Origin of the sequence: Psychrobium sp. MM17-31 (assembly GCF_022347785.1) — a bacterium.
Lineage (GTDB): Bacteria > Pseudomonadota > Gammaproteobacteria > Enterobacterales > Psychrobiaceae > Psychrobium.
The window spans coordinates 1-25,944 of sequence record NZ_JAKRGA010000003.1 but is presented as its reverse complement, the minus strand read 5'-3'; the positions used below and the strand labels follow the sequence as shown (position 1 = coordinate 25,944).

The 25,944-nt window shown below is 43.0% G+C and carries 7 protein-coding genes; 3 read left to right on the top strand and 4 right to left on the bottom strand.

The window, feature by feature from the left end; all coding sequences use genetic code 11:
* Positions 1–2: 2 nt before the first annotated feature.
* Complete coding sequence (gene pheT / locus MHM98_RS08890) at positions 3–2,390, bottom strand: phenylalanine--tRNA ligase subunit beta (RefSeq protein WP_239438928.1); 2,388 nt, start codon at positions 2,388–2,390, stop codon at positions 3–5.
* 11 nt (positions 2,391–2,401) lie between these two features.
* On the bottom strand, positions 2,402–3,382 hold the full coding sequence (gene pheS / locus MHM98_RS08885) for a phenylalanine--tRNA ligase subunit alpha (protein WP_239438927.1): 981 nt from the start codon (positions 3,380–3,382) through the stop codon (positions 2,402–2,404).
* 302 nt (positions 3,383–3,684) lie between these two features.
* Here pheS and MHM98_RS08880 point away from each other — a divergent pair, with 302 nt between their 5' ends.
* The 3 genes from MHM98_RS08880 (at position 3,685) to fabA (ending at position 7,550) form a co-directional block, all read left to right on the top strand.
* The gene (locus MHM98_RS08880) at positions 3,685–4,887 is read left to right on the top strand and encodes a class I SAM-dependent methyltransferase (RefSeq protein WP_239438926.1); all 1,203 of its coding nucleotides are present in this window, start codon (positions 3,685–3,687) and stop codon (positions 4,885–4,887) included.
* A 56-nt stretch (positions 4,888–4,943) separates the two neighbouring features.
* Positions 4,944–6,947, top strand: coding sequence for an AAA family ATPase (locus MHM98_RS08875; protein ID WP_239438925.1), 2,004 nt, complete (start codon positions 4,944–4,946; stop codon positions 6,945–6,947).
* 87 nt (positions 6,948–7,034) lie between these two features.
* Positions 7,035–7,550 (top strand): bifunctional 3-hydroxydecanoyl-ACP dehydratase/trans-2-decenoyl-ACP isomerase, encoded by a 516-nt coding sequence (gene fabA, locus MHM98_RS08870; RefSeq protein ID WP_239438924.1) that lies wholly within the window; start codon positions 7,035–7,037, stop codon positions 7,548–7,550.
* A gap of 68 nt (positions 7,551–7,618) precedes the next feature.
* Here fabA and MHM98_RS08865 read toward each other — a convergent pair whose 3' ends face one another.
* Entirely contained in the window at positions 7,619–8,125 is a 507-nt protein-coding gene (locus MHM98_RS08865) for a GNAT family N-acetyltransferase (protein WP_239438923.1), read from the bottom strand.
* A gap of 87 nt (positions 8,126–8,212) precedes the next feature.
* Entirely contained in the window at positions 8,213–25,906 is a 17,694-nt protein-coding gene (locus tag MHM98_RS08860) for a cadherin domain-containing protein (protein ID WP_239438922.1), read from the bottom strand.
* Between the last annotated feature and the right edge of the window lie 38 nt (positions 25,907–25,944).

Sequence of the window (25,944 nt, the reverse complement as noted above, 5' to 3'; positions counted from 1 at the left end):
TTCTAGTCTCTTAAAGTTGCACCAAATGAATCATTAGCTGCTTTGACTGCTTTTTCGACAACCAATGCAATGTCTTTATCTTCCAAAGTTCGAGTCGCATCTTGCAAAATTAACGCAATCGCTAAACTCTTATATCCATCTTCGATACCTTGACCGCGGTATACATCAAACAAGTTTATGCCAACTAACTGATTTTCGCCAACATTTTGTATGCTTTTTATAACATCTTTTGCATTAACGTCTTCTTTAACCACTAGTGCGATATCGCGGCGGTTCGCTGGAAACTTAGACTGGGCAACGGCTTCAGGTAATTTTCTTTGTAAAAGAGCAGCTTGTTTGATTTCAAATACAATGGTACGACCATTGAGGCCAAGTGCCTTTTCATGCTGTGGATGGATAGCACCGATGAAGCCAACTGACTCATCATTAACGAAAATTTCCGCAGATTGACCTGGGTGAAGCGCGTCTAAATTCGCCTTTTTGAACTCAAATTGCTCAACGTCTGCAGTCACTTCCATTAGCGCTTCTAAATCACCTTTAAGATCGAAGAAATCAACGGCGCGAGATTCTAAATCCCAATGCTCGTCGCTAATGCCACCAGCAATAACACCGGCAATCATAGGATCTTGTGAAATGCCATGCTCGCTGTTGGCGTCTGGGTAGAAACGAAGACCGGTTTCAAATAGACGAACGCGAGATTGCTGACGCTTCTGGTTGTTAGAAACTGCCGCTAATAAGCCTGTCCATAAGCTCACACGCATTACTGACATATCCGCCGAGATTGGATGTGGTAACACCTTAGGCTCAAGCTCAGGGAATAATACCGCTTGTTTCTTAGGATCAACAAAGCTGTAAGTAATGGCTTCGTTAAAGCCGCGTGCAACCATCGCATTGCGTAAATCGTTAACGCTTAGCTCTTTTTCTTTGTGCTCGCTCATTGTTAATAGCGCCGCTGGTGCAACATTTGGAATGTTGTTGTAACCGTATACGCGGGCAACTTCTTCAATAAGATCAGACTCGATGTTGATGTCGAAACGGTAGCTTGGCGATTGACATGTCCAGCCATCGGCGTGTGCTGTTGTTTCAATACCTAAGCGGGTTAGAATTTCAGTCACTTGTTCATCGATAATTGAAATACCGATGATGCGCTCTAGACGGCTGCGACGTAATTCAATTTTATTTGATGTTGGTAAGTGCTCTTCACTAACCGCTTCTACGATAGGACCAGCTTGGCCGCCAACGATGGTTAAAAGCAGCTCGGTAGCACGCTCCATTGCGTCAAACTGTAACTTAGGATCAACACCGCGCTCATAACGGTGTGATGCATCAGTGTGCAAACCGTATTTACGTGCTTGACCAGCAATAGCTAACTTACCGAAAAACGCACTTTCTAAGAAAATGTCTTGTGTTTCATCGTTAACACCGCTGGTTTCACCGCCGAAGATACCTGCCATCGCCAATGCTTTGCTGTTATCAGCGATAACTAATGTATCGTCGTTTAACGTTACTTCGTTACCATCAAGTAGCGTTAGTTTTTCGTCGGCTGTTGGCATACGAACGTCAATGGCACCATCGATTTTTGATAAATCGAACGCGTGCATTGGATGACCAAGCTCTAGTAATACGTAGTTAGTCACGTCTACCACAGCATCGATGCTGCGAATACCACTGCGGCGTAACTTCTCTTGCATCCAAAGTGGTGTTGCTGCTTTAACATCAACACCTTTGATCACACGACCTAGGTAGCGTGGACACGCTTGTGGCGCGCTTAATGTGATTTCAAGCTTATCGTCGATGGTTACGTCAGCAGCTGTAATTTCAACTGGCGTTACATCCATGTTGTTTAATACAGCAACTTCGCGAGCTAAACCTTTAATACCTAAACAGTCAGCACGGTTTGCCGTTAAATCAACATCGATAGACACATCATTAAGCTTTAGATAATCACGTAAATCAGTGCCGATTGGCGCGTCTAATGGCAGCTCTAAGATACCATCGCTGTCATCAGCCATGCCTAACTCGCTAAATGAACACAGCATGCCAAATGATGGCTGACCGCGTAATTTCGCTTTTTTGATTTTAAAATCGCCTGGTAATACAGCGCCAACTTTAGCAACCGCTACTTTTAAACCCAGACGACAGTTTTTCGCACCACAAACAATATCAACTAGCTCATCTTCGCCAACGTTGATTTTCGTTACTTGTAGTTTGTCGGCATCAGGATGTTGACCACACTCTACCACCTCACCAACAACAACGTTGGTAAACTCGGCAGCTACTGGCTCAACATCATCAACTTCTAAGCCAGCCATTGTTAGCTGGGCTGATAATTCTTCGCTACTTACGTTTGGGTTAACCCACTCACGTAACCATGATTCACTAAATTTCATGTGATTAACCCTTATTTGAACTGTTTTAGGAAGCGCGCGTCGTTTTCGAAGAACGAACGTAAATCGTCGACACCGTATCTAAGCATGGTTAAACGCTCTACACCCATACCAAAGGCAAAACCAGTGTACTCTTCTGGGTCGATACCAGCGCTGCGCAATACTTCAGGGTGAACCATGCCGCAACCTAATACTTCTAACCAACCGTTTTTACCCATAACATCTACTTCAGCCGATGGCTCAGTAAACGGGAAGTAAGACGGACGGAAACGAATCTCTAAATCTTCCTCGAAGAAGTTCTTAAGGAAGTCGTGCAAAATACCCTTCAACTGAGTAAAGCTCACGTTCTTGTCAACCATTAGGCCTTCCACTTGGTGGAACATTGGCGTGTGGGTTTGATCGTAATCGTTACGATATACACGACCCGGAGAGATAATACGCAATGGCGGCTTTTCTACTTCCATAGTACGAATTTGTACACATGACGTTTGTGTGCGAAGTACTGTTTTAGGATCGAAGTAGAACGTATCGTGGTCGGCACGTGCTGGGTGATGATCTGGAATATTTAACGCATCGAAGTTATGAAAATCATCTTCTACTTCAGGACCCGCTTTAACGCTAAAGCCTAACTCGCCGAAAAAGCTCTCGATACGCTCAATAGTGCGGTTAACTGGATGCACAGTACCAGCGGCAAGGCGACGTCCCGGTAAGCTAACATCAATAGATTCACTAGCAAGCTTTTCGTTTAGCGCAGCAGTGCGAAGCACATTGCCCTTTTCAACGATAGCGCCTTGGATCTGCTGTTTACCTTGGTTAATTAGTTGCCCGGCTTTTGGACGCTCTTCGTTAGATAGCTGACCTAACGATTTAAGCAAGTCAGTCATCTTACCCTTCTTACCTAAGTAAGTTACGCGTACTTGATCTAAAGTATTTAGATCCGTCGCTTGAGCAATCTCTTCTAGTGCTTGCTTAACAATTGGTTCAAGTTGCTGCATTAAGCTTTCCCATACTAATGGTTAATACTGGCCGATAAGATAATAAAATCATCCACCAGCAATTGAATTTGACAAAGGTTGGCAATTCTACGCCATGCGCTGGGTTATTTCTAGGCTAGAGCACTGATTTTTAGTGATACTTTCGTCTTTTTTGTGTTTTATTTTGCCGCGTTCAAATTTGTTGCTGTGATTGTGAACTAAATCGTTATCAAGACATGACAAATGGCGGAAAACTGTTGCGCCATCTGTGCCCTGTCCGTAAAATTCTCGCTCATTTATTTTCGAACTTTTCAGGGTGCATCATGCAACAACAAAACAGCGCGTCAATTATTCTAAAACCCGGCCGCGAAAAGGCGTTAAATCGCCGCCATCCATGGATCTTCTCGATGGCTATTAAAGCGGTGAAAGGCAAGCCACAATTGGGCGAAACTGTTGATGTATTAGATGCTAAAGGCAACTGGTTAGCCTGTGGTGCTTTTTCGCCAGACTCGCAAATTCGCGTGCGTATTTGGTCGTTTGAGCAAGGAGAAGTTATCAATCAAGCATTTTTCGCATCGCGTATTCAATCTGCCCACGATGTTCGCCAAGAGCTGATAAGAGATCAGCAGCTCACAGGTTTTCGTTTAGTCGCTGCCGAGTCTGATTACCTACCGGGCATCACTATCGATCACTATGACAACACCTTAGTGACTCAACTGTTAAGTGCTGGCGCAGAATATAATCGTCACCATATCATCGGTGCGTTAGAAGCTATCTTCCCTAATTACAATATTTACGATCGCTCTGATGTCGATGTGCGTAAGAAAGAAGGTTTAAAACCAGTTAAGGGACCGATTAAAGGCGACGAGCCACAAGAGCTAAGCGTCATCGAAGAAAATGGCGTAAAAATCTTAGTGGACATTCCTGGCGGTCATAAAACAGGTTTCTATTTTGACCAACGAGATAACCGCCGCATCGCTGGTAGTTATTGTAAAGATAAAACAGTGCTTAACTGTTTCAGTTATACAGGTACCTTTGGTATCTATGCCATGAAAAATGGCGCTAAGCATTTTACCAATGTCGATTTAAGCCAAAGCGCGCTGGACATTGCTAAGCAGAATATCGAAATTAATAACCTTGATTTATCGAAAGTCGATTTTATACAAGCCGATGTATTTAAACTATTGCGCCGCTATCGCGATGAAGGTAAGAAATTTGATGTCATCATCCTCGATCCACCTAAGTTTGCCGACAACAAGTCACAACTTAACGGTGCCTGTCGCGGTTATAAAGATATCAACATGGTAGCAATGCAACTGTTAAATCCAGGCGGCACACTATTAACTTACTCATGTTCTGGCCTGATGGCGGCAGATTTGTTCCAAAAAATCGTTGCCGATGCTGCGCTAGATGCAGGACGTGACGCACAAATCATTGGCCGTTTGTCACAAGCCTCTGATCACCCAATCGCCAGTACCTTCCCTGAAGGTTTTTACCTCAAAGGCCTTGCGGTAACCGTGCGCTAGTCTAGCGCACACATTCGTGATAAGTTTAAAAGAAACAGTTATTTAAGGATTTTATCTTGAAAGCAGTAACAGGGTTAACAGTTAACCAGATTGGATTTAATCAGCAGCGTGCCCAAACCCTGTTAGAAAATCATTCGTGGCTCGATGCCATAGGCTTAAGCCTTGGCCAAGAGCGCGCACAAAATGCCTTTAAGTTTTTTGCGACACAGCAATGTAGCGAGCAACACATGGTGGTGCTTGGCTATCCAGCGATTGATTCAAAAGCGCTAATTCGAGAGCTATTATTATCCAATCCCCTTACCGCAGAAAATGTCTTTGACGTGGTGTACTGTGAAGATGTCACAAATCCTCGTAAACCAATTTGTTTAAACTTACCCGCTGGACAAGGAGTTAAGTTTACGCGTTTAGTACACTCTTGGCTAAAACGCGCCGCTTTATTAGTTAAAGACAATCCAGAGAGTGAAGAGAAATATTTTACCGTTGAGCTTGAGCCACTACTTAAAGTGTTTAAGCGCTTACCTAAGGTACTAAGTTTCTTAAACGATCTCGCTAAAAATTTAGATAATGGTTACGCACTATCACACCCAGTATTAGTGAATAACTTTGTATCTCACGAAGCGGATGACTCTTTCCCAATCGTATTTTGTGATAACCCAAACAGCATTAAGCTCTTTGGCGATATCGCACAAGTTACCGAGCAAGGCACTACTGTCGCTAACCATCATTTATTGCAGCCCGGCTTATTACATCAAGCCAATGGCGGCGTTTTGGTGTTGCCGAGCGATCGTCTGCTGGAGAACCCGCAGCTGTGGTTTGAGTTAAAGTCATCCTTATTTGATCGCCAAATTAAGTGGACCAGTGCCAATCACTGGCTCGATCCGCAAGCGATTGATTTAAAAACGCAGATTATTTTGGTCGGAGATGCCCTGTCTTATCGCGGCCTGTTAGATCTCGATCCCGACATCACGCAATTATTTCCGCTAGTTGCCGAAGTTAATCATCAATTCGCCCTCGATGATGACAAAGACTACGTCAAGTATGCAGGTTTTCTGCAAAACATTTCACGCCGAGCTGGTTGTAATGAGCTAAGCCGCGAGGCCTTAGTGGCCTTGATGAACTACTCATCGTTTTTAATTGAGCATCACCAACGTATGTCCCTTGACAGTGCATTACTAAAATCACTCATTCAACAGGCGCAGGTGTTTGCCAACGGCAATGAACATATCGAATCTAGCCATATTATCGAAGCGATAAATGCTTATAACCATCGCAAAAATCGCGTCGCGCAATACAGTTTTGAAGCCATCAAAGACAAACAACTATTGCTAGTCACCGAAGGCAAACAAATTGGCCAAATCAACGCGCTGTCTGTACTCGATACAGACCTTGATAGCTTTGGTGAGCCATCTCGCGTAACAGCCGCCGTGTATTACGGCGATGGCGATATTGGCGATGTGGAGCGCAAAGTCGATCAAGCAGGTAATATTCACGCCAAGGGTGTTGCGATCCTGACTTCGTATTTACACCAAAAATTTGCGATGGATGATGAAATCCCGCTTGATGCCAATTTAGTGTTCGAACAGTCTTACCAAGGTATCGACGGTGATAGCGCCGCGATGGCAAGCTTACTTTGTTTATTATCAGCCTTTGCTAAAAAGCCACTGCATCAAGGAATCGCTGTGACTGGTGCCATGGATCAATTTGGTAATATCTTGGCCATTGGCGGCGTTAATGAGAAAATCGTCGGTTTTTTCAATGTCTGTCAGGCTAATGGCTTTAAAGACAATCAAGGTGTCATAATTCCTAAATCAAATATTGCTAACCTTAATTTGCCAGATGAAATCATCGCGGCAATTGAAAGCGGTCAATTTGCGATTTATCCCGTTGAGCATATTGAGCAAGCAATCGCCCTATCCTTTGGTCTAACGGCAGGTGAAGCCGATGACAACGGTGAATATCCTGCTGATTCCGTCTACGGCGCTATCGCAGCGCGTATTGAGGAAATTAACAATCCACCGCAAGCGCCAGAATCATTCTTATCGCGGCTAAAATTCTGGTAAAACATGCGCCCTTAATGGTCATCGGAGTTGTTAAGCGTACATCTGTTCGCTAATCTAGCGCACAAATTTTAAGAGTGGTTTATAAAAATGATTAAAAAGTCGAGTTACACAAGAGAAGATTTATTAGCCAGTGGTCGTGGCGAGTTATTTGGTGAAGGCAACCCACAACTGCCTGCACCTAACATGTTAATGATGGATCGCATCGTTAGCATGACCGAAGACGGTGGTGAGTTTGGCAAAGGTGAAATCATTGCCGAACTAGATATTACGAAAGATCTTTGGTTCTTCGATTGTCACTTTATCGGCGATCCTGTAATGCCTGGTTGTCTTGGCTTAGACGCAATGTGGCAACTCGTTGGTTTCTACCTAGGCTGGATTGGCGGCACTGGCCGTGGTCGTGCACTAGGTGTAGGCGAATTGAAGTTTACTGGCCAAGTATTACCAGATGCTAAAAAGGTTACTTACAAAATCAACATGAAGCGCGTTATCAACCGCAAATTAGTAATGGGTATGGCAGATGCAACTATGGAAGTTGATGGCCGTGAAATCTACGTTGCTAAAGACTTAAAAGTTGGTTTATTTAGCGATACGACTAAATTCTAAACGCTAGTTGATAGTTAACGACAAACGCCGCACTAGTTTTAGCGCGGCGTTTTAGTTTCTGAAACAGGTTAATTTAGTGGTAATTCGAAATAACGGCTGTCTTTCATTTCATTGGGCACCGATGGCAATGAAGTTTCTTCAAAGCCTAGTTTAAGTAGCAAATTGATGCTCGCTTCGTTGCTAGGCGCCGTCATTGCACACAACCGATTATATCCTTTGTCAAAGTTAGCCCAGTTAACAACTTCCCTCGCCGCTTCACTGGCATAGCCTAACCCGTGTACTTGTTCAAGAAACGCATAGCCAAGATCCGGCATCACAAAATAATCGCGCTTCATTAACCCACACAAGCCAATAGGCTCGCCTGATCCTTTAATGCGCACGCAATGCATGCCAATTTCTCGCGGATAAGTTAGAAATGGGCCGTTTTCGAGAAAATTGATCGCGCTTTGTTTATCATCGACGTAACGCTCACCGATATTTTGCTTAAAGCTTGGCTGGTTAAGTAATTCAATTAAAAACTCAGTGTCATTAACTGTTAACTCTTCAATGATCAAACGCTCTGTTTCAATTCTCATTGTTGTTTCATTCCCTAATACGCAGGCATAAAAAACTGACGTTATCACTAACGTCAGTTTTTATCAAAAGCGATGCTGATTTAGTGATTACACAATATCATCATCTAAATCATCGAGGCTTTGTGCTGACTCTGGATCAACGCTGTTACCGTTAGGTTGTAGCACAACACCATCTTTATTACCGTTAACAATCACTTCTTCTTGGTCGGTAATTGACGGTGGCGGTGTATCTAGCGCTTCAAGTTCATTATCTAATCCTTGAATCAACTCTTTGTCTTCATCGAAGTTGGAATCTAGGTATTGCAACAATGATTCTTGCTCTTCCAAGATCAAGTTTTCATAATCTGACGCATCAACAATTGAGCTTTCGCTTTGCTGACTGTCATTTTCATGAGCAAACCAGACTTCATCAGCATGTTCAACGTCAATAAGAGAAGCATCAAGGCCAATGATATTAACGCTCTCTTCAATTTCAACTCCTCTAGTATCTAAATTCACCTCATTAAAAGCAATATCATTATTACCAATATTGTCAGAGTCAGGGGTAGCGGGAGTTTTAAGTTGTTCCGCATTCTGAGCGATCACAGATTGATTGATAGGCTCAGCCCCTTCCACAAGAAATACTACCGTCGCAGGAGCGCTTTCTGATTTACCGTCAGTCACCGTATAATCAAAATTATACTCTTTAGTCTGTCCCGGTGTTAATTTGTGGATCTGCTCACCTGGAGTAAATTCAATTTCACCATTGACAACACGTGCAGAGCCAAGAATACGTCCTTTATTATCAGTCACCTCAACGGTTTGCCCATGACTAACGTCTTGACCATCGATAGTAACAATACTTAGTGCATCTCCCTCTAAATCAGTATCATTAGCAAGAACATTGACGCGAATAGGCGTATTTTCATCCGTCATTAATGATATTGATTGCTTAAGCGTTAAATCAAAATTATTTAAATTAACACCTTTCATTACTGCATTGTGCCACTGTGCAGCTGTAATCTCACTACCACTAGCAACCTCTTGACCATCCAACATTAATTGACCTTGAGTATACTGGACTTGATAAACAGTATTAATATCTGCGACATCGAGATCCGCTAATTCAAAGTCGCCAATCTGAGTCTTATTCTCAATAATAAGTGACTTAGAACCATTAGCATTATATGTTTGGGTATATAAACTACCGTCGGATTCAAAACTTATCGCAAATCGCCCATCTGGCAAGGCAATTAAATGCACATTTTCTGCATCAACGTTAAGATTATCGAGTGGGCCAGCTTTTACTTTATTGCCAACTTTATTACCATCAGCGCTAAATTTTTGGCTATAAATTGCATCACTATGCCATGCAACAACGAATTCACCATCATCACCGATACCCGTCACACTAGGTAGCTGATCATCTTTGGCTGATGTATTCATGCGCACTCGACTAAGTTCATTGCCATCCCGATCAAATCTTGCAACGTAAATATCATCAGTAGTTGATGTCGTTCCAGCACCACTCCACACTACCACAAAGCTACCATCAGTTAACTCTGTAATATTTGGCGCAGTATCAGCTACCTGTTTACCACTAGATTTAGTATTTAAAACAATAGTGTTACCAAGTTGTTCACCTTCACTATCAAATCGTTTCACCTCTATAGCAGCAGTTTTATCAACACCAGACTGATAAGCCGCCAAAAACTCACCATTTTGACTAGCTATAATAGTCACATCACTTGTTTGCTCACCAAGTGATATTGGCGCATTATATTTCGCCAAAGCTTGATTAAGGAGTTGTATATAAGCCTGCTCACCACGTTGGAATGACAACGCAAAACTATTATCAGACTCAATTAATGCAATATCCGCTACATTGCCATCTTTCAAGTCATTAGGGGTGATATTTTTCGCGATTCCATCTTTTTTACCATTAGCCTTAAATGCTTGCGTATAAACATTAAGAGTAGATGTATCTGGGTTTACCGATGTAAAGAGAACAGCATAGCTACCATCTTGCTGAGTAGACGTAATAAATACTTCGTTTGCCTCAGTAACAATAGGTGAATCAGCTTTTCCAGCTGCGCCTTCAACGACAAAGCTCCCTCCCCAACGATGAATGTTAGCCGTAACTCCAGTTCCTGCAGAAAAACTATAGGAAAAAGTGCCATCTGTTTTTTGATAAAGCTCGCCTTCATAAGGATGCCCCATACCATAATTATATTCGTGCTCCGTTGTAGTCGCAGGCCCGCCATTACTTGGGAATATTTTAGAAATAACAGAACCATAGTGGCCAGAGCCAATATTAGAAATACCGTAGGAATAGAATGCGACGACATTACCGTCACTATCAATAGTTGCACCAATCGAACTTTCAGTTAAGCGATGTCCTGTTCGATAATTAACATAGTCGAGACTACCAACACTGTAACTAGCATTAATAATATTTCCTTGGGCATCTAAATCCGTTCTGTAAAGTTGATTACCTGTTGCATGGAATGATGCATATAATTTAGTAATAGGATCAAAGGCAAGTCCAACAGAATGATAAGAAATACCTTTTTGAACAGGTGTTAGCTGTTGAGTATCACCAACACGTTGATTCGTCGTAGGGTCAATGACCCATGTCCAAGTTTCATAATCAGATGACTCTCCATCTCCATTATTGGCGCTTCGCTTATAACCTGACGCAGTATAGAGCAACAAATTATCAGCTGTTTCAACGACTCGAATATCGCTAACAGTATCAAACTTGTGCGCTTCAACGCTATTATCATAGTCTGTTGTTGAATTACTCTTTCCTTGATAGTAATGCAATGAAACAGATAAATTACCAACCTCATCGTGAACTACGTTAAGATCTGAATCCAAAATCATTGTTTTTAGTTCTGGTTGGTTTGTAAATTCATCTGGCTCAACCCAAGAAACGAGTGTGTTTCCATTCGCCAATAGCAATGAATTGGTTTGTCTCGAAGAGCTAGAATACTCATAACTAACATGACCAGATTCTTGGTAACTTTCTAACGCCACTTCATCTGTGACTGCATTACCACTGCTATCATAACTTCGAACCATAAGATCGGTCGAAATATCTGACGTGTCACGTGTAGGATCATTACTTTCAAAGTTAGATTGATTATATGAATGCCAAAATATGTTGAAGCCTCCGTCAGCTGACGCTGATACTACAACTTCACTAAAACTCTTCTTAGCATTTGCGCTTGCTTGCCCCTGCCACTGATTAACTTCAAACTCATCAGCTAATGGCTGCCCGTCTTTGCTATAAACACGAGCAAATACAGTATTGTTATACTGATTTCCTGAAGTCCCATCAAAAGCAGTCCAAACTCGGACAATATTGCCATTGGCTAATTCGGCTTCCTGATTATTGCCATACATTAGCTCTGTAAATGTCTGTGTTTCAGATACTTTACCAAAGTTACTCGCGGTATTAGGAACATCGGCTTCAACTTTACTATCGCTAATACCAGCTGTATCAATATCAACTTTTTGTAATGCACCAACAGTATCACCATCAGCGCTATACTTTTGTGCATAAACAGCTTTCGAGCCATTGTTTTTCTGACCAATAAAGGTCACTGCATAATCCCCACTATTTCCAATAGCAGTTATTTTAGGTTCAAAGTTCATTATAGCTAAAGTGCTGCTGCCTTTTAACTCAACCGCATTACCATTCTTGGTACCGTCAGCGTTTATTCGCTGCACATAATATTTACCGGTATCACTTCCACCATAAATTAATACCGATGTACCATCATTGCCGACAGCTGCATAATCAAATAAATCTCCGTCACTACGCGAGCTTGTATCGTCTTCGTGTTTTATGCCTGTTGATGCATTATCAAAACCAGTAATAATAATCTCATCAGAAATATCAACCCAAGTGCTTTTATCATCTTGTACTACAGGGACTGCATTTTCTGATCCTCGAACAGTAAAACTTACAGTAGCGCTATCAGTCGCTTCCCCGTCACTAATCGTGTATTCAAAACTAAAGTCTTTCAATTGATCCTGCTTGAGCTTCTCAATCTCTTCGCCAGGAATAAACTCAATTTTTCCATTAATAACACTCGCAGTACCAATAATTTTTCCCTTATTATTAGTAACTTCTACCGTTTGCCCAGAAGATACATCTTGACCATTAATTTGAGTGATAACTAACGTGTCATTATCTACATCACTGTCATTAGCTAAAACATCCAAAACAATAGGGGCATCTTCTTCATAAATAATTTTGGCTCCAGTTTCAACACCGCTAGCATCAAAGCGCTTAGTAAAAATGTCCCCTTCTTCATCATTTTCAAACAGCGCCCAAGTTACAATAAAACCACCGTCATCAAGTGATTTCACTGACGGAGTCTTGTGTGCATAATCTGAATCTGGGTTAATTTGAATTTCTTGACTTACAGCAGTACCGTTCTTATCTATTACCCGAACAAAAATATTGGCCTCATCTGTCATAGTCTCAGATGCATAGACAACGACTAAATTACCGTTAGCTAACGTATCAATACTTAGCTGTGTGATATCTGTGCCTATGTTCATTAAGCCATCACTAACAACTTTTTCGCCTCCAACTTTTTGACCACCCTTATCAAAACGCTGTGTCATAAGTTGATAGATGTTATCTCCCGAAATCTGACCAGAATATTCAGTCATTGCGTACCATGCAATGATATAACCGCCATCTTGTAACTCACTCACAACAGGCCACTTATTAACGTTAACGGCCGATGAGTCACCAGTATAGTTAGTTGTCGACACTTCAGTGACACCACCAATCTTGGAACCATCACTGCTCAAACGCTGTTGTTGTATTTGCCAGCCATCTTCTTGCCACGACAACCAAGTAACAACAAAGCTGCCATTATTAAGTTGCGCCAATTGTGGGCTCATATCATGTATATTATCGTCATTAGTAATAACAACATCTGTCAAAGTTACATTGCCATCTGCATCCACCAATTCAAAACGAACATCAGAAGACACTATGCTACCTGCCCCCCAATGTTCATAAACAGCTGCGAAACCGCCCTCATCCAGAGCCATGATTTCTAATTGATTTTTATACTCATCAAGGCTGTAAGTTAAACTCTGCTCACCAACACCAATTTGTTCAGCATCACTGTTATAGCGCTTAAATTGAGCAATACCTGAACTTCCCTGATAAGCAATAACAAAACCGCCATCAGCTGCCGCTGTAATTGAAGGGGATGACTCTCTACCATATTGATGAACCAATTCACTATCTGTCAGTGCATTTCCATTCGCATCAAAATGTTTAAAGAACACCCCACCACTACTTCCAAAAGTAGACCAGGTCACAACATAACTACCATCATTAAGTACAGCAATATCCGAATATTCTTCTCGAATACCAGAAGTATCACTATTTACTCGCAGCGGCATTTCGTCTCTCGTCGTAAAATCATCATCTTGTGCCACCGGCGCACTATTTGGAATTTCGATAGTTATTTTGTGTACTACCTTAGTTTTAGCTCCTTGTTCATCAAAAGCATTAATAGTTATTTGGGCCTGTTCAGCATTTCCTTGCGCTGTATAAAGGATATCTCCAGTACTCTCATCAATAGTAACGACACCGCTATCTGCACTAATTGTGGTTTTAGAAAAGTCTAATTCACTATCTATATCACGAACATTCCCAACAATAACAACATCGCCATCTCTCACAACGTCAGTATGCGTAAACTCAACTATTGGCGCATCATTAGTACCGATCACATTGAAAGTTACCTGTGCTATTTCACTCTTCAGAGCTTTATCATCAGCAATACGATAATCAAAACTATAACTTGCTATCTCGCCTTCAGGTAATACGTGTAAAACATCACTTGGTACAAAGCGAATTTGATTATTAACCACTGATGCAGTTCCAATTACTTCACCGGAAACGGTAATATCAACTTCCTGTCCTTGCGAGACATCTTGACCGTTTATTTCAACGATAGATAGGGGGTCGTTATTTGGATCACTATCATTAGCTAAGACATCAAGCAACTGTATTTCATCTTGGCCAATTTCATCGGCAGAAACTGCTTCAATCTTTAAGTCATAATCTTTGCCTTTAGCATTAACTAATTGAACATTATTCCACTCATCAACATTGACTAAGCTGCCAGAGGCAACTGCTTCACCATTAACCATGAGCTGACCAGTCGAATAGGTAACTCTAACTTGTTGCGCGCTTAATGCCTCAGAATCAAGAGTAATATCGAAATCACCTCGGCTATTGCCAAAATCACCAATACGCTGACCGTTGGCGTCGAAACCTTGAATATTTAAAGAGGTATATTGTGTATCATCATGCCCACGCCATACCACATTAAAGGCACCATCATTGCCGTTGGCAAAAACTTGAGGCTCTTTAAATATTTGATTTGTCCAGGTAGTACTTGGCTCATCAAGCTGAACCATTTCACCCACTGGCAGCCCCAGATTGTTAAAACGTTGGACGAAGACAGCATAATTATCACTACTATCAGCTTCACTTTCCCAAGCAATCACAAAATCGCCATCGGTTCCTATATTGGTAATACTTGGATTTGCATTGCGTAAGTCAACATTAGTAAACCCATCCAATGTGATAGCTTCAGTGCGCATTGCTGAGCCGTCTGCATTATAGGCTTTAATATATATGAGACTTTCTGTTCCGTTTGTTTCTTCCCACACTAATGCGAAATTACCACTGTCACCTAAAGCAACAACCTGCGGATTATAATCATTGTGCTTAGTGCCTTGTTGATCGACTTTAGTTGGTGAGTTTGATACAGGCTCACCTTCGGCGTCAAAGCGTTGGAAGTATGTTTCAGAACGATTCACACTAGTGTAGTTACTCCATACCAATACATAACTACCATCAGTGCCAACTTCGGTTACTGTGGATGTAGCCTGATTGTAATCTGGGTTTCTTGAATCTGCTTGATAGGAAACAACATCAGCTGACGAGCCATCGTTATTAAATTTCTGAGTATAAACGTGACGTTTGCCACCTGATGTCCCAACCCAAGTAACCACATAACTACCGTCATTACCAACTTCGGTAATATCAGGCTTGAATTCGCTACCTAGTGGTGCTCCTGCTGGCTCTAGGCGTGTAGCAGAGCCAGACGGTTCGCCGTTACTATCAAATTCCTGTAAGAAATGATAATAATTGCCACCAACATTGCCATACCACACCATGACATATTCGCCATTGTCGCCAATCGACGTAATTTGCTGGTATTTGTCGGCAGCATTGGTTGGACCCGATTCGAATTTATGTCGCTCATGGCCTGAAATCGTCCCGTCAGCGTTAAATTGCTGCGTGAAAATCGAGTAATCACTGCCTTGCGAGGTGTGTTCTTTACCTTGCCAGCTCACCACAAATTCACCGCTGTCACCGAGAGCAGTAATCCGTGGCAAGTTATCCTCATCGTCAAGTCCAACAGTATCCATTAGGACAACGCTGCTAATCGCATCACCTTCACTATTAAACATTTGAACTGCAATAGAGTCTTTTGTTTGACCATTAGCAATCACTTGCCAAGTCATAGCAAAATCACCATTTTCATTCAAGACTTCGATTTGTTGACGCTTGCCCACGATGCCTTGATAAGCTATCTCTTGGCCATAACTGACGTTACCCGTGTAATTCGTCGCGCTTAATAAGTTGGACACATCTTCCAAAGCACCAAAGGTATCATCGACTGCTACTGGCGCATGGTTGACATGCATTACGTTCAAACTAATGGTTTGTGGGACAATAGCACCAGCTTCATCAATAGCAGTAATCGTAATACTTTCTATTCCAGAAAAATTCGTGTTTGGTGTATATATTACTTCTCCATTCGCGTTAATACTCACGGTACCATTTTGTGCAGAAGCATTAGTTGCATCGAGATCTAAATCTCCGTCAATATCTGTAATTGTCGCAATCACGATAGATTGAACAGAATTCTCAACCTGAGTCTCGACTTGTGTAATGACAGGAAGATCATTAGTACCAGCCACAACAAAGCTCGCAGTTGCATTGTCGCTAGCATCACCATCACTAATTGAATAGGTAAAACTCAATGCGAGTTCTTCACCTTGCGCCATAGAATTAAGTGATACATCAGGCGTAAATACCACCTTGCCATCGACCACACTAATGTGCCCTGCCAACATTCCATTGACGTCTAGCACTTCAACGCTGTTAATAACATTAGTTAACTCAGTTCCATTTAAATGAGTAATAGTGAGCGCATCTCCATCTGCGTCACTATCATTCGCTAATACATCAATCGTTAATGCGCTATCTTCATCAGTAGTAATATTCGAGGTGTAATCATCACCCGTTTTAATAACGACATTATCAATTAATAAGTCTTCATTGTTAGCATTCGTAGATGCTTCAAAAGCCAATTTCACGCGCCCTTGTGCATCTAAAGTGACTGCGATGTCATTATATTGATGCCAATTTCCATTGGTATACGAATCATCAATCTCTTTAACATCATTAAAATACACTTTGATGTCATCTGCTCCACCATCCCAATTTTTATTCCCTTTAGCCCTAAAGGAAATGGTCACTGTTTCACCAGCGTGTTCAGGTCCAAAATCGAAGACTTTCGACGATGTTGTGCCATTTTCGACTTTTAAACGTCCTGAGTTAAGCTTTTGATTTTGCCAACCTGTTGTGCCACTTCCGAATGTTTCTTCTACTAATACCTGCGTTGAAGAAACAACAACAGTGTCATCATCAACAGCAACAGGCGCATTATTTTCATAGATTTCAACAGTCACTGTTTGAGCATGTGAAATAGCGTTGCCAGCAACATCACTACCATTCGCCTGAATACTAAACTCATTGTCTGCGATGATATCATCGGTGCTAACATTCTCAATTGACCAGCTGTTACCGTCACTTGAAATCACACCGCTATACTGGGTGCCATTTATCGTGGTGGTAACAGAATCGCCAGTAGCAAACTCTCCGCTTGCACTGCCTGTAATAGTAATTTGTGTGCCGACTTCATCTTTATCGATAATGTTATTGTCAGTGACAGGATCAACGCTGATAGCCCCCACCCCTTGCGTATCGATAGTAATACTTAACGGAGCACTTTTTTCATTGTTACTACTATCTGTTGCCGTAACCACAACTGTGTGCTCACCATCATCTAATGTAGTTGCTGAGATGATTGTATATGTGCCATCTCCTTGAACAACACCGCGACCTATTTCAGTGCCATCGATAGTTAGCACTATAGTGGCACCGATCTCGCCGTTGCCTGCAAAGATAGGTTTGTTTTGAGAAGTTATACCATCGCTATCAGACTCACCAGTGTCTGAGCTACTGGCTATCTCGATTGTTGGTGCGACCATCTCATCAAGTGTGATAACAACAGGCTGTTGAGTAAATAAATCACCGTCACTAACTTGAACTGTTAATGATAAGGTAGTGATATTTCCCGCATTGTCATTTAGCGCATCGATTCCCGCTTGGGTCAGTGTTATTTCGCCACTATCAGAATCGATGGTGACATAACCTAACTCGTTACCTTGAGTGATTGAGAACGTTAACTCATCAGTATCAGGATCTATTGCAATTATGCGAGCAACAATTTGATTTAACTGCGCAGTTTCTTCTACTGCTGTAAATGACTCGACCTCTGTGATCACAGGTGCTTCATTAATATCGCTAACAGTAATCACAAAGTTTTTGGTGGCTGAGCTTTGATCTTCAGAGGTTGCTATTACCGTAATATCGTGAGATTGCTGTGTTTCAAAATTCAGGTTACCAACAACAGTTACAACACCGGAGTTTGCATCAATCGCAAAGAGCCCAGCCGCTATGTCTGCATCGGATAATTTGTAAGTAACTTCGTCGCCATTATCAAGATCGTTAGCGAATGCAGTGATCCCAGCTTCACTGCCCACGGTCGCGTTTTCTACGATAATATTCGCTGCGGTGTTTTTATCTTCAATTGCACTGACAGCATTATCAGTATCGCCTTGTGTTCCTTCACCGCCGATACCTTTCTCGTTATTATGAATGACGACTGTCACTTGTTGAGTCGATGTTGAGCCATCTTCCGATGTTGCAACCATCGTAATTGCTTCAAAGTTTTCCTTTTCAAAATCTAAATTACCCGCAACAGTAATTTCACCTGTGTTTTCATCGACGACAAATTTTTCACGGCCTTGTTCATCGACACCAACATTAATCAGGCTATATGTGACCTTATCTCCGTCCGGATCGTCGGCAAATGCAGTCAACCCTACATAGGTACCAATAGTCGCATTTTCAGATACGAGACTCACAATAACGTCATCACTATCGCGTACTTGATCAACGGCTCTATCTGTGTCGCCGCTTGTTCCTTCGCCACCTAGCCCATTTTCATTATTATCTACTTCAATAGTAAAGGTGTGGGTTGACGTACTGCTATCTTTAGAAGTTGCTAATACTTTTAACTGGTATGTATCTTGAGTTTCATAATTTAAATTACCTGTAACGGTAATCACACCGGTCGATGCATCGATAACAAATGGTCCCGCATCACCAACGATGCTATAAGCGACATCATCGCGTCTATCACTATCATCGGCAAATGCCGTAATGCCAACTTTGGTTCCGGCAATAGCATTTTCAGATACTTTGCCAATCGTATTATCACTATCGGTAATTGCTGACACAGCATTATCGGTATCACCTGTTGTTCCAGTTCCTCCTATCCCTTGTTCATTGTTGTGAATAACAATTATTACTTGCTGTGTCGATGTTGAACCATCTTCGGATGTTGCCACCATAGTAATTTCTTCGAGATTTTCCTTTTCGAAGTCCAAATTACCTGCAACAGTTATTTCCCCTGTATCTGCATCGACGGCAAACTTAGCACGCCCTTGCTCATCAATACCCACATCGATAAGGCTATAAGTCACTTTATCGCCATCAGCATCTTCGGCGAATGCCGTCATACCAACGTAAGTACCAATCGGTGCATTCTCAGATACCAAACTCGCTATCACATCGTCCGAGTCATGCACTTGAGTTACAGCATTATCAGTATCACCAGTTGTACCCTCTCCACCATTACCGTCATTATTATCACCAATATCTATGGTAAAGACTTTAGTACTGGTTGAGCCATCTTCCGAGTTTGCTTGTACGGTAATCTTGTGACTCTTGTCTGTTTCGTAATCAACGTTGCCAACGAGAGTGACTACACCGGACGTCGCATCGATAGCGAATAAACCGCCATCATTGTCTGCAAGACTGTACGTCACTTCATCATCAGGATCTTCAGCAAATGCGGTTATGCCAACTTCAGTACCGACAACTGCATTTTCAGAGAGTTTGTGGTTGTCACTGTCTCCGCTAGCATCTTCGTCACTAATTGCCCCTACCTCAGGACCATTAACAACGGTAATATTCAACGCACCACGCGCTCCTGTATTAGTGTAATAATGAATTTGAGGAACATTACCAGAGTAATTTTCTTCTGGCACGAAAGTATAGCTACCATCACTATTTAAGGTAAAAGTACCCACATTTTCGATAGTACCTGTATTGCCCGCTTGATATATCGTAGTATCACCCGGCAGAATAAACGTTTCGATAATTAGCGTATTATCGACATCACTATCGTTTGTTAAAACATTGCCATTTAACGTTTCATTTTCTTGTGTCGTCACAAGATCATCAACAATGACACTTGCATCGTCTGCGCCTATTACGTTAAAGGTCACAGTCGCTGTTGAATCTGTATCTGAGTTATTTTCGCTATCGCGAATTGTATATTCAAACGAAATACTTAATTTTTCGCCTTCAGCTAAACGGGCAAGGCTAGCTCCTGGTGTGAATACGATTTCATTTGACTCTATTCTTGCTGTACCAACGAGTTCACCACCCTGGAATATATCGATCTCTTGACCCGAAGTTGCATCTTGATCGGCAATTTTCCAAATTGAAATTTGGTCTCCCGTGTCTTGGTCAAAATCATTAGCGAGAACATTTAGTTTATAAACGCCTGGGCTAGCAGGATTTTCTTGAATCTTAACGCCATTCTCATCAAACGACTGAGTATAAATTGCAACATTTCCATCTTTATCTAAGCTCGGCCAAGTAACAACGTAAGCTCCGTCAGTTCCAACAGCTGTTGTATCAGGAATTAAGTTAATAACACGACTAGCATCATAACTTTCGACTAATATCACACCGTTCGTTTCAGGACTCGGAGAGGTATCTATTGTACCATCTGCATTAAATTTTTGTGTAAAGACAAACGTTTGACCGGGTATATAGTTAAAGAAGCCCTCCAATCGGTCACCGACTACCTCACCAATCCAAGTCACTACAAATCCACCATCATCTAACGGTGTAATTGTTGGCCATTCATTACCAGATTGCATAAATGGCGCTTGTAATTGAGTTGGCGAAGTTGCTCCTAAGTCACCATTTGGACCAACAAACTGAACAAACGATTTTGCTGACGTATTGATATCACTAAGACCAACTGTCCACGTAATTGCGTAAGCACCTGAATCACCTAATGCAACAACATTAGCATCCGCACGAGCGAGTTCAGGGTAGTCATCCGATAACTCTTGAATCCCGGAAGCATGAGGCGAACCGTCAGCATTAAAACGTTGCACAAAGTGTTTTGAGTATACTTCGTTACCAAAACTCCCCTGAGTACTACTCCACACTACAACGTAGGAGCCATCATTACCGATAGAGGCTATTTGAGTACCATTTTCATTTATCGTTGTACTATCTGGTGTCTCCAGTTTATTAAGACTAAGTTTGCCAAGGCTTGCGTCAAAAGTTTGAACATAGCCCGAAGTATCGCCCTCGAGATCAGTGCCTATATAACCAATTGCAAATGAACCATCGTCGCCCAGCGCTGTAACGGACGTTGTAAAATCATCCATTGCAAGATTGCCAGCAACTTCAAGCTTTTGAATGCCGGGGGCATAAATCTCACCATTAATATCAAACTTCGCGTAACTTACAGAGTGATCTCCTTGCTCATCTTCACCGGTCCAGACCACAACGAAATCGCCATTGTTGCCAACACTAGTAATTCGAGGCAGACGATCTTCTCCAGATGTGTTATCAAAAGCTTCTAATTTCTGTGTTCCATTCGGTGAATGATTTAATGTTCCATCTGCGTTAAACAGTTGCAAATAAATAGAGAAATCACCACTTTCTGGTTCTTCCCCCATCCAAGTTACTGCAAATGCACCGGAATCGCCTATTGCAGATATCGCCGGATGATAATTTTGTCCGTCAACATTTCCAGTAGCTTGGAGCTTTATCATTCCACCTGTAGCAGGATTAACCGCAGTATTAGGTGAACCATCAGCATTAAAGCTTTGCACGTAAATAGAAGCATCATTGTCGCTATTATCCGTGCGCCATACGCTTGCAAATCGCCCATCAGTTCCAACTGACACAGTACTAACACTATTGCTATACCCGTCGAGTGCATCAAACGCCTGAAACTTTTGAACTCCTCGATTCTCGTCAATTTTTGCAATTAACTGGAAGTCAGCAAAGTTATCATTAGTCGCTACAGGGCTTTCATTCACATCAGTGACATTAATCGTAAAGCTATCGCTTGACGTTGAGCCATCGGTTGATGTAGCAATCACAGTCACTGTGTGTGATGGCGCAGTTTCATGGTCAAGGGCGCCAGCAACCGTTACAACACCACTAGTGGCATCAATCGCAAATAAACCAGCAGCTTCATCAGCCGCTGACAGTGCGTATGTCACGCTGTCATCTTCATCTTGGTCTGTGGCTAGTGCGGTAATACCAACGGTTGTTCCGACCGTTGCGTTTTCTGCCACGCTGTCAGCCGCAGTGTTGCTATCGGTGAGCGTGCCAATAGCTTCGTTTACGTCAGTGACATTAATGGTAAAGCTATCGCTTACCGTTGAGCCATCTGTTGAGGTGGCAATCACGGTTACTGTGTGTTGCGGCGCGGTTTCATGGTCAAGCGCGCCAGCAACCGTTACAACACCACTAGTGGCATCAATCGCAAATAAACCAGCAGCTTGGTCAGCCGCTGACAGTGCGTATGTCACGCTGTCATCTTCATCTTGGTCTGTCGCAAGCGCGGTAATGCCAACGGTTGTGCCTGCAGCAGCATTTTCAGCAACCGTGTTAGCGTCATCGTTGTCATCCTTAAGCTCACTAATCGCTTCATTAACATCAGTGACATTAATGGTAAAGCTATTGCTTGACGTTGAGCCATCGGCTGATGTGGCTATCACTGTAATGCTGTGTGAACTTGCATCTTCGTGGTCAAGTGAGCCAGCAATGGTCACCACACCAGTGGTTGCATCAATCGCAAATAAACCAGCAGCTTGGTCAGCTGCTGACAGTGCGTATGTCACGCTGTCATCTTCATCTTGGTCTGTAGCAAGCGCGGTAATGCCAACGGTTGTGCCTGCAGCAGCATTTTCAGCAACTGTGTTGGCGTCATCGTTGTCATCCTTAAGCTCACTAATCGCTTCATTAACATCAGTGACATTAATGGTAAAGCTATTGCTTGACGTTGAGCCATCGGCTGATGTGGCTATCACTGTAATGCTGTGTGAACTTGCATCTTCGTGGTCAAGTGAGCCAGCAACCGTTACAACACCACTAATGGCATCAATCGCAAATAAACCAGCAGCTTGGTCAGCCGCTGTCAGTGCGTATGTCACGCTGTCATCTTCATCTTGGTCTGTCGCAAGCGCGGTAATACCAACCGTTGTGCCAGCAGCGGCGTTTTCCGCAACCGTGTTAGCGTCATCGTTATTATCTTTAAGCTCACTAATCGCTTCATTTACGTCAGTGACATTAATCGTGAAGCTATCACTTGAGGTTGAGCCATCGGCTGATGTCGCTATCACTGTAATGCTGTGTGAACTTGCATCTTCGTGGTCAAGTGAGCCAGCAACGGTCACCACACCAGTGGTTGCATCAATAGCAAATAAACCAGCGGTTTGGTCAGCCGCTGACAGTGCATAAGACACAGTGTCTGTGGCATCTTCATCAGTCGCTAAGGCCGTGATACCAACCGTTGTGCTAGCTGCTGCATTTTCAGCAACACTGTTGGCATCATCGTTATCATCTTCAAGCGCGCTAATCGCTTCATTCACGTCAGTGACATTAATGGTGAAGCTATTGCTTGACGTTGAACCATCGGCTGATGTGGCTATCACTGTAATGCTGTGTGAACTTGCATCTTCGTGGTCAAGTGAGCCAGCAACGGTCACCACACCAGTGGTTGCATCAATAGCAAATAAACCAGCAGCTTGGTCAGCTGCTGACAGTGCGTATGTCACGCTATCATCTTCATCTTGGTCTGTCGCAAGTGCGGTAATACCAACGGTTGTTCCGACCGTTGCGTTTTCTGCCACGCTGTCAGCCGCAGTGTTGCTATCGGTGAGCGTGCCAATAGCTTCGTTTACGTCAGTGACATTAATCGTGAAGCTATCACTTGAGGTTGAGCCATCGGCTGATGTGGCTATCACTGTAATGCTGTGTGAACTTGCATCTTCGTGGTCAAGTGAGCCAGCAATGGTCACCACACCAGTGGTTGCATCAATAGCAAATAAACCAGCAGCTTGGTCAGCTGCTGACAGTGCATAAGACACAGTGTCTGTGGCATCTTCATCAGTCGCTAAGGCTGTGATACCAACCGTTGTGCCAGCTGCTGCGTTTTCAGCAACCGTGTTGGCATCATCGTTATTATCCTTAAGCTCACTAATCGCTTCATTAACATCAGTGACATTAATCGTGAAGCTATCACTTGAGGTTGAGCCATCGGCTGATGTCGCTATCACTGTAATGTTGTGTGAACTTGCATCTTCGTGGTCAAGTGAGCCTTTAACTGTTACGACACCAGTGGTTGCATCAATAGCAAATAAACCAGCGGTTTGGTCAGCCGCTGACAGTGCATAAGACACAGTGTCTGTGGCATCTTCATCAGTCGCTAAGGCCGTGATACCAACCGTTGTGCCAGCTGCTGCATTTTCAGCAACACTGTTGGCATCATCGTTATCATCTTCAAGCGCGCTAATCGCTTCATTCACGTCAGTGACATTAATGGTGAAGCTATTGCTTGACGTTGAACCATCGGCTGATGTGGCTATCACTGTAATGCTGTGTGAACTTGCATCTTCGTGGTCAAGTGAGCCAGCAACGGTCACCACACCAGTGGTTGCATCAATAGCAAATAAACCAGCAGCTTGGTCAGCTGCTGACAGTGCGTATGTCACGCTGTCATCTTCATCTTGGTCTGTCGCAAGTGCGGTAATGCCAACGGTTGTGCCTGCAGCAGCATTTTCAGCAACTGTGTTGGCGTCATCGTTATCATCCTTAAGCTCACTAATCGCTTCATTAACATCAGTGACATTAATGGTAAAGCTATCGCTTGAGGTTGAGCCATCGGCTGATGTGGCTATCACTGTAATGCTGTGTGAACTTGCATCTTCGTGGTCAAGTGAGCCAGCAACGGTCACCACACCAGTGGTTGCATCAATCGCAAATAAACCAGCAGCTTGGTCAGCCGCTGACAGTGCGTATGTCACGCTGTCATCTTCATCTTGGTCTGTAGCAAGCGCGGTAATACCAACAGTTGTGCCAGCAGCGGCGTTTTCCGCAACCGTGTTAGCGTCATCGTTATCATCTTTAAGCTCACTAATCGCTTCATTAACATCAGTGACATTAATGGTAAAGCTATCGCTTGAGGTTGAGCCATCGGCTGATGTCGCTATCACTGTAATGCTGTGTGAACTTGCATCTTCGTGGTCAAATGAGCCTTTAACTGTTACGACACCAGTGGTTGCATCAATAGCAAATAAACCAGCAGCTTGGTCAGCTGCTGACAGTGCGTATGTCACGCTATCATCTTGGTCTGTCGCAAGTGCGGTAATGCCAACGGTTGTGCCTGCAGCAGCATTTTCAGCAACTGTGTTGGCGTCATCGTTATCATCCTTAAGCTCACTAATCGCTTCATTAACATCAGTGACATTAATGGTAAAGCTATCGCTTGAGGTTGAGCCATCGGCTGATGTGGCTATCACTGTAATGCTGTGTGAACTTGCATCTTCGTGGTCAAGTGAGCCAGCAACGGTCACCACACCAGTGGTTGCATCAATAGCAAATAAACCAGCGGTTTGGTCAGCCGCTGACAGTGCGTAAGTCACGACATCTTCGTCATTTGCATCTTTTGCTAAGGCAGTGATCCCTACTTCTGATCCAACTTCGGCATCTTCGGCGACATTATTCGCATCATCATTTTCGTCTATTAACGGACCAACATCTTGGTTAATGGCAATGGTAAAGGTTTCACTTGAGCTTGATTTGTCCGTCGATGTTGCAACAACAATCACATCCAGTGACGTCGCATCGGTGCTAAAGCCATCTGCCACACGAATCACGCCTGAGCTTGCATCGATGCTAAATAAGTCTTTGTTAACGCCGCTTAGGCTGTACGTCACCGTATCACCAGTATCGGTATCTTCGGCAAATGCAGTAATACCCACCAACGTGTCTTTAGCTGCATCATGCTCTATCGTCACCACTGAGGTATCGATATCCGTAATGGCTGATACATCGGTATCAGTATCACCCGAGGTGCCTTCGCCGCCGCGACCTTCTTCGTTGTTACCAACACTGATAGTGAAGGTATTACTTGAGGTTGAACCGTCCTCTGAGGTCGCAATAATCGTAATATCGTGCGATTGCGCTGTTTCATAATTCAGACCACGCTCGGCTTTAATCGTCACTATGCCGCTTGTTGCATCAATCGCAAACAGTTGGTTGG

Bases quoted from the DNA above. Each gene is read 5' to 3' on its own strand.
- pheT (WP_239438928.1), bottom strand. From the start codon at position 2,390: ATGAAATTTAGTGAATCATGGTTACGTGAGTGGGTTAACCCAAACGTA.
- pheS (WP_239438927.1), bottom strand. From the start codon at position 3,382: ATGCAGCAACTTGAACCAATTGTTAAGCAAGCACTAGAAGAGATTGCT.
- MHM98_RS08880 (WP_239438926.1), top strand. From the start codon at position 3,685: ATGCAACAACAAAACAGCGCGTCAATTATTCTAAAACCCGGCCGCGAA.
- fabA (WP_239438924.1), top strand. From the start codon at position 7,035: ATGATTAAAAAGTCGAGTTACACAAGAGAAGATTTATTAGCCAGTGGT.
- MHM98_RS08865 (WP_239438923.1), bottom strand. From the start codon at position 8,125: ATGAGAATTGAAACAGAGCGTTTGATCATTGAAGAGTTAACAGTTAAT.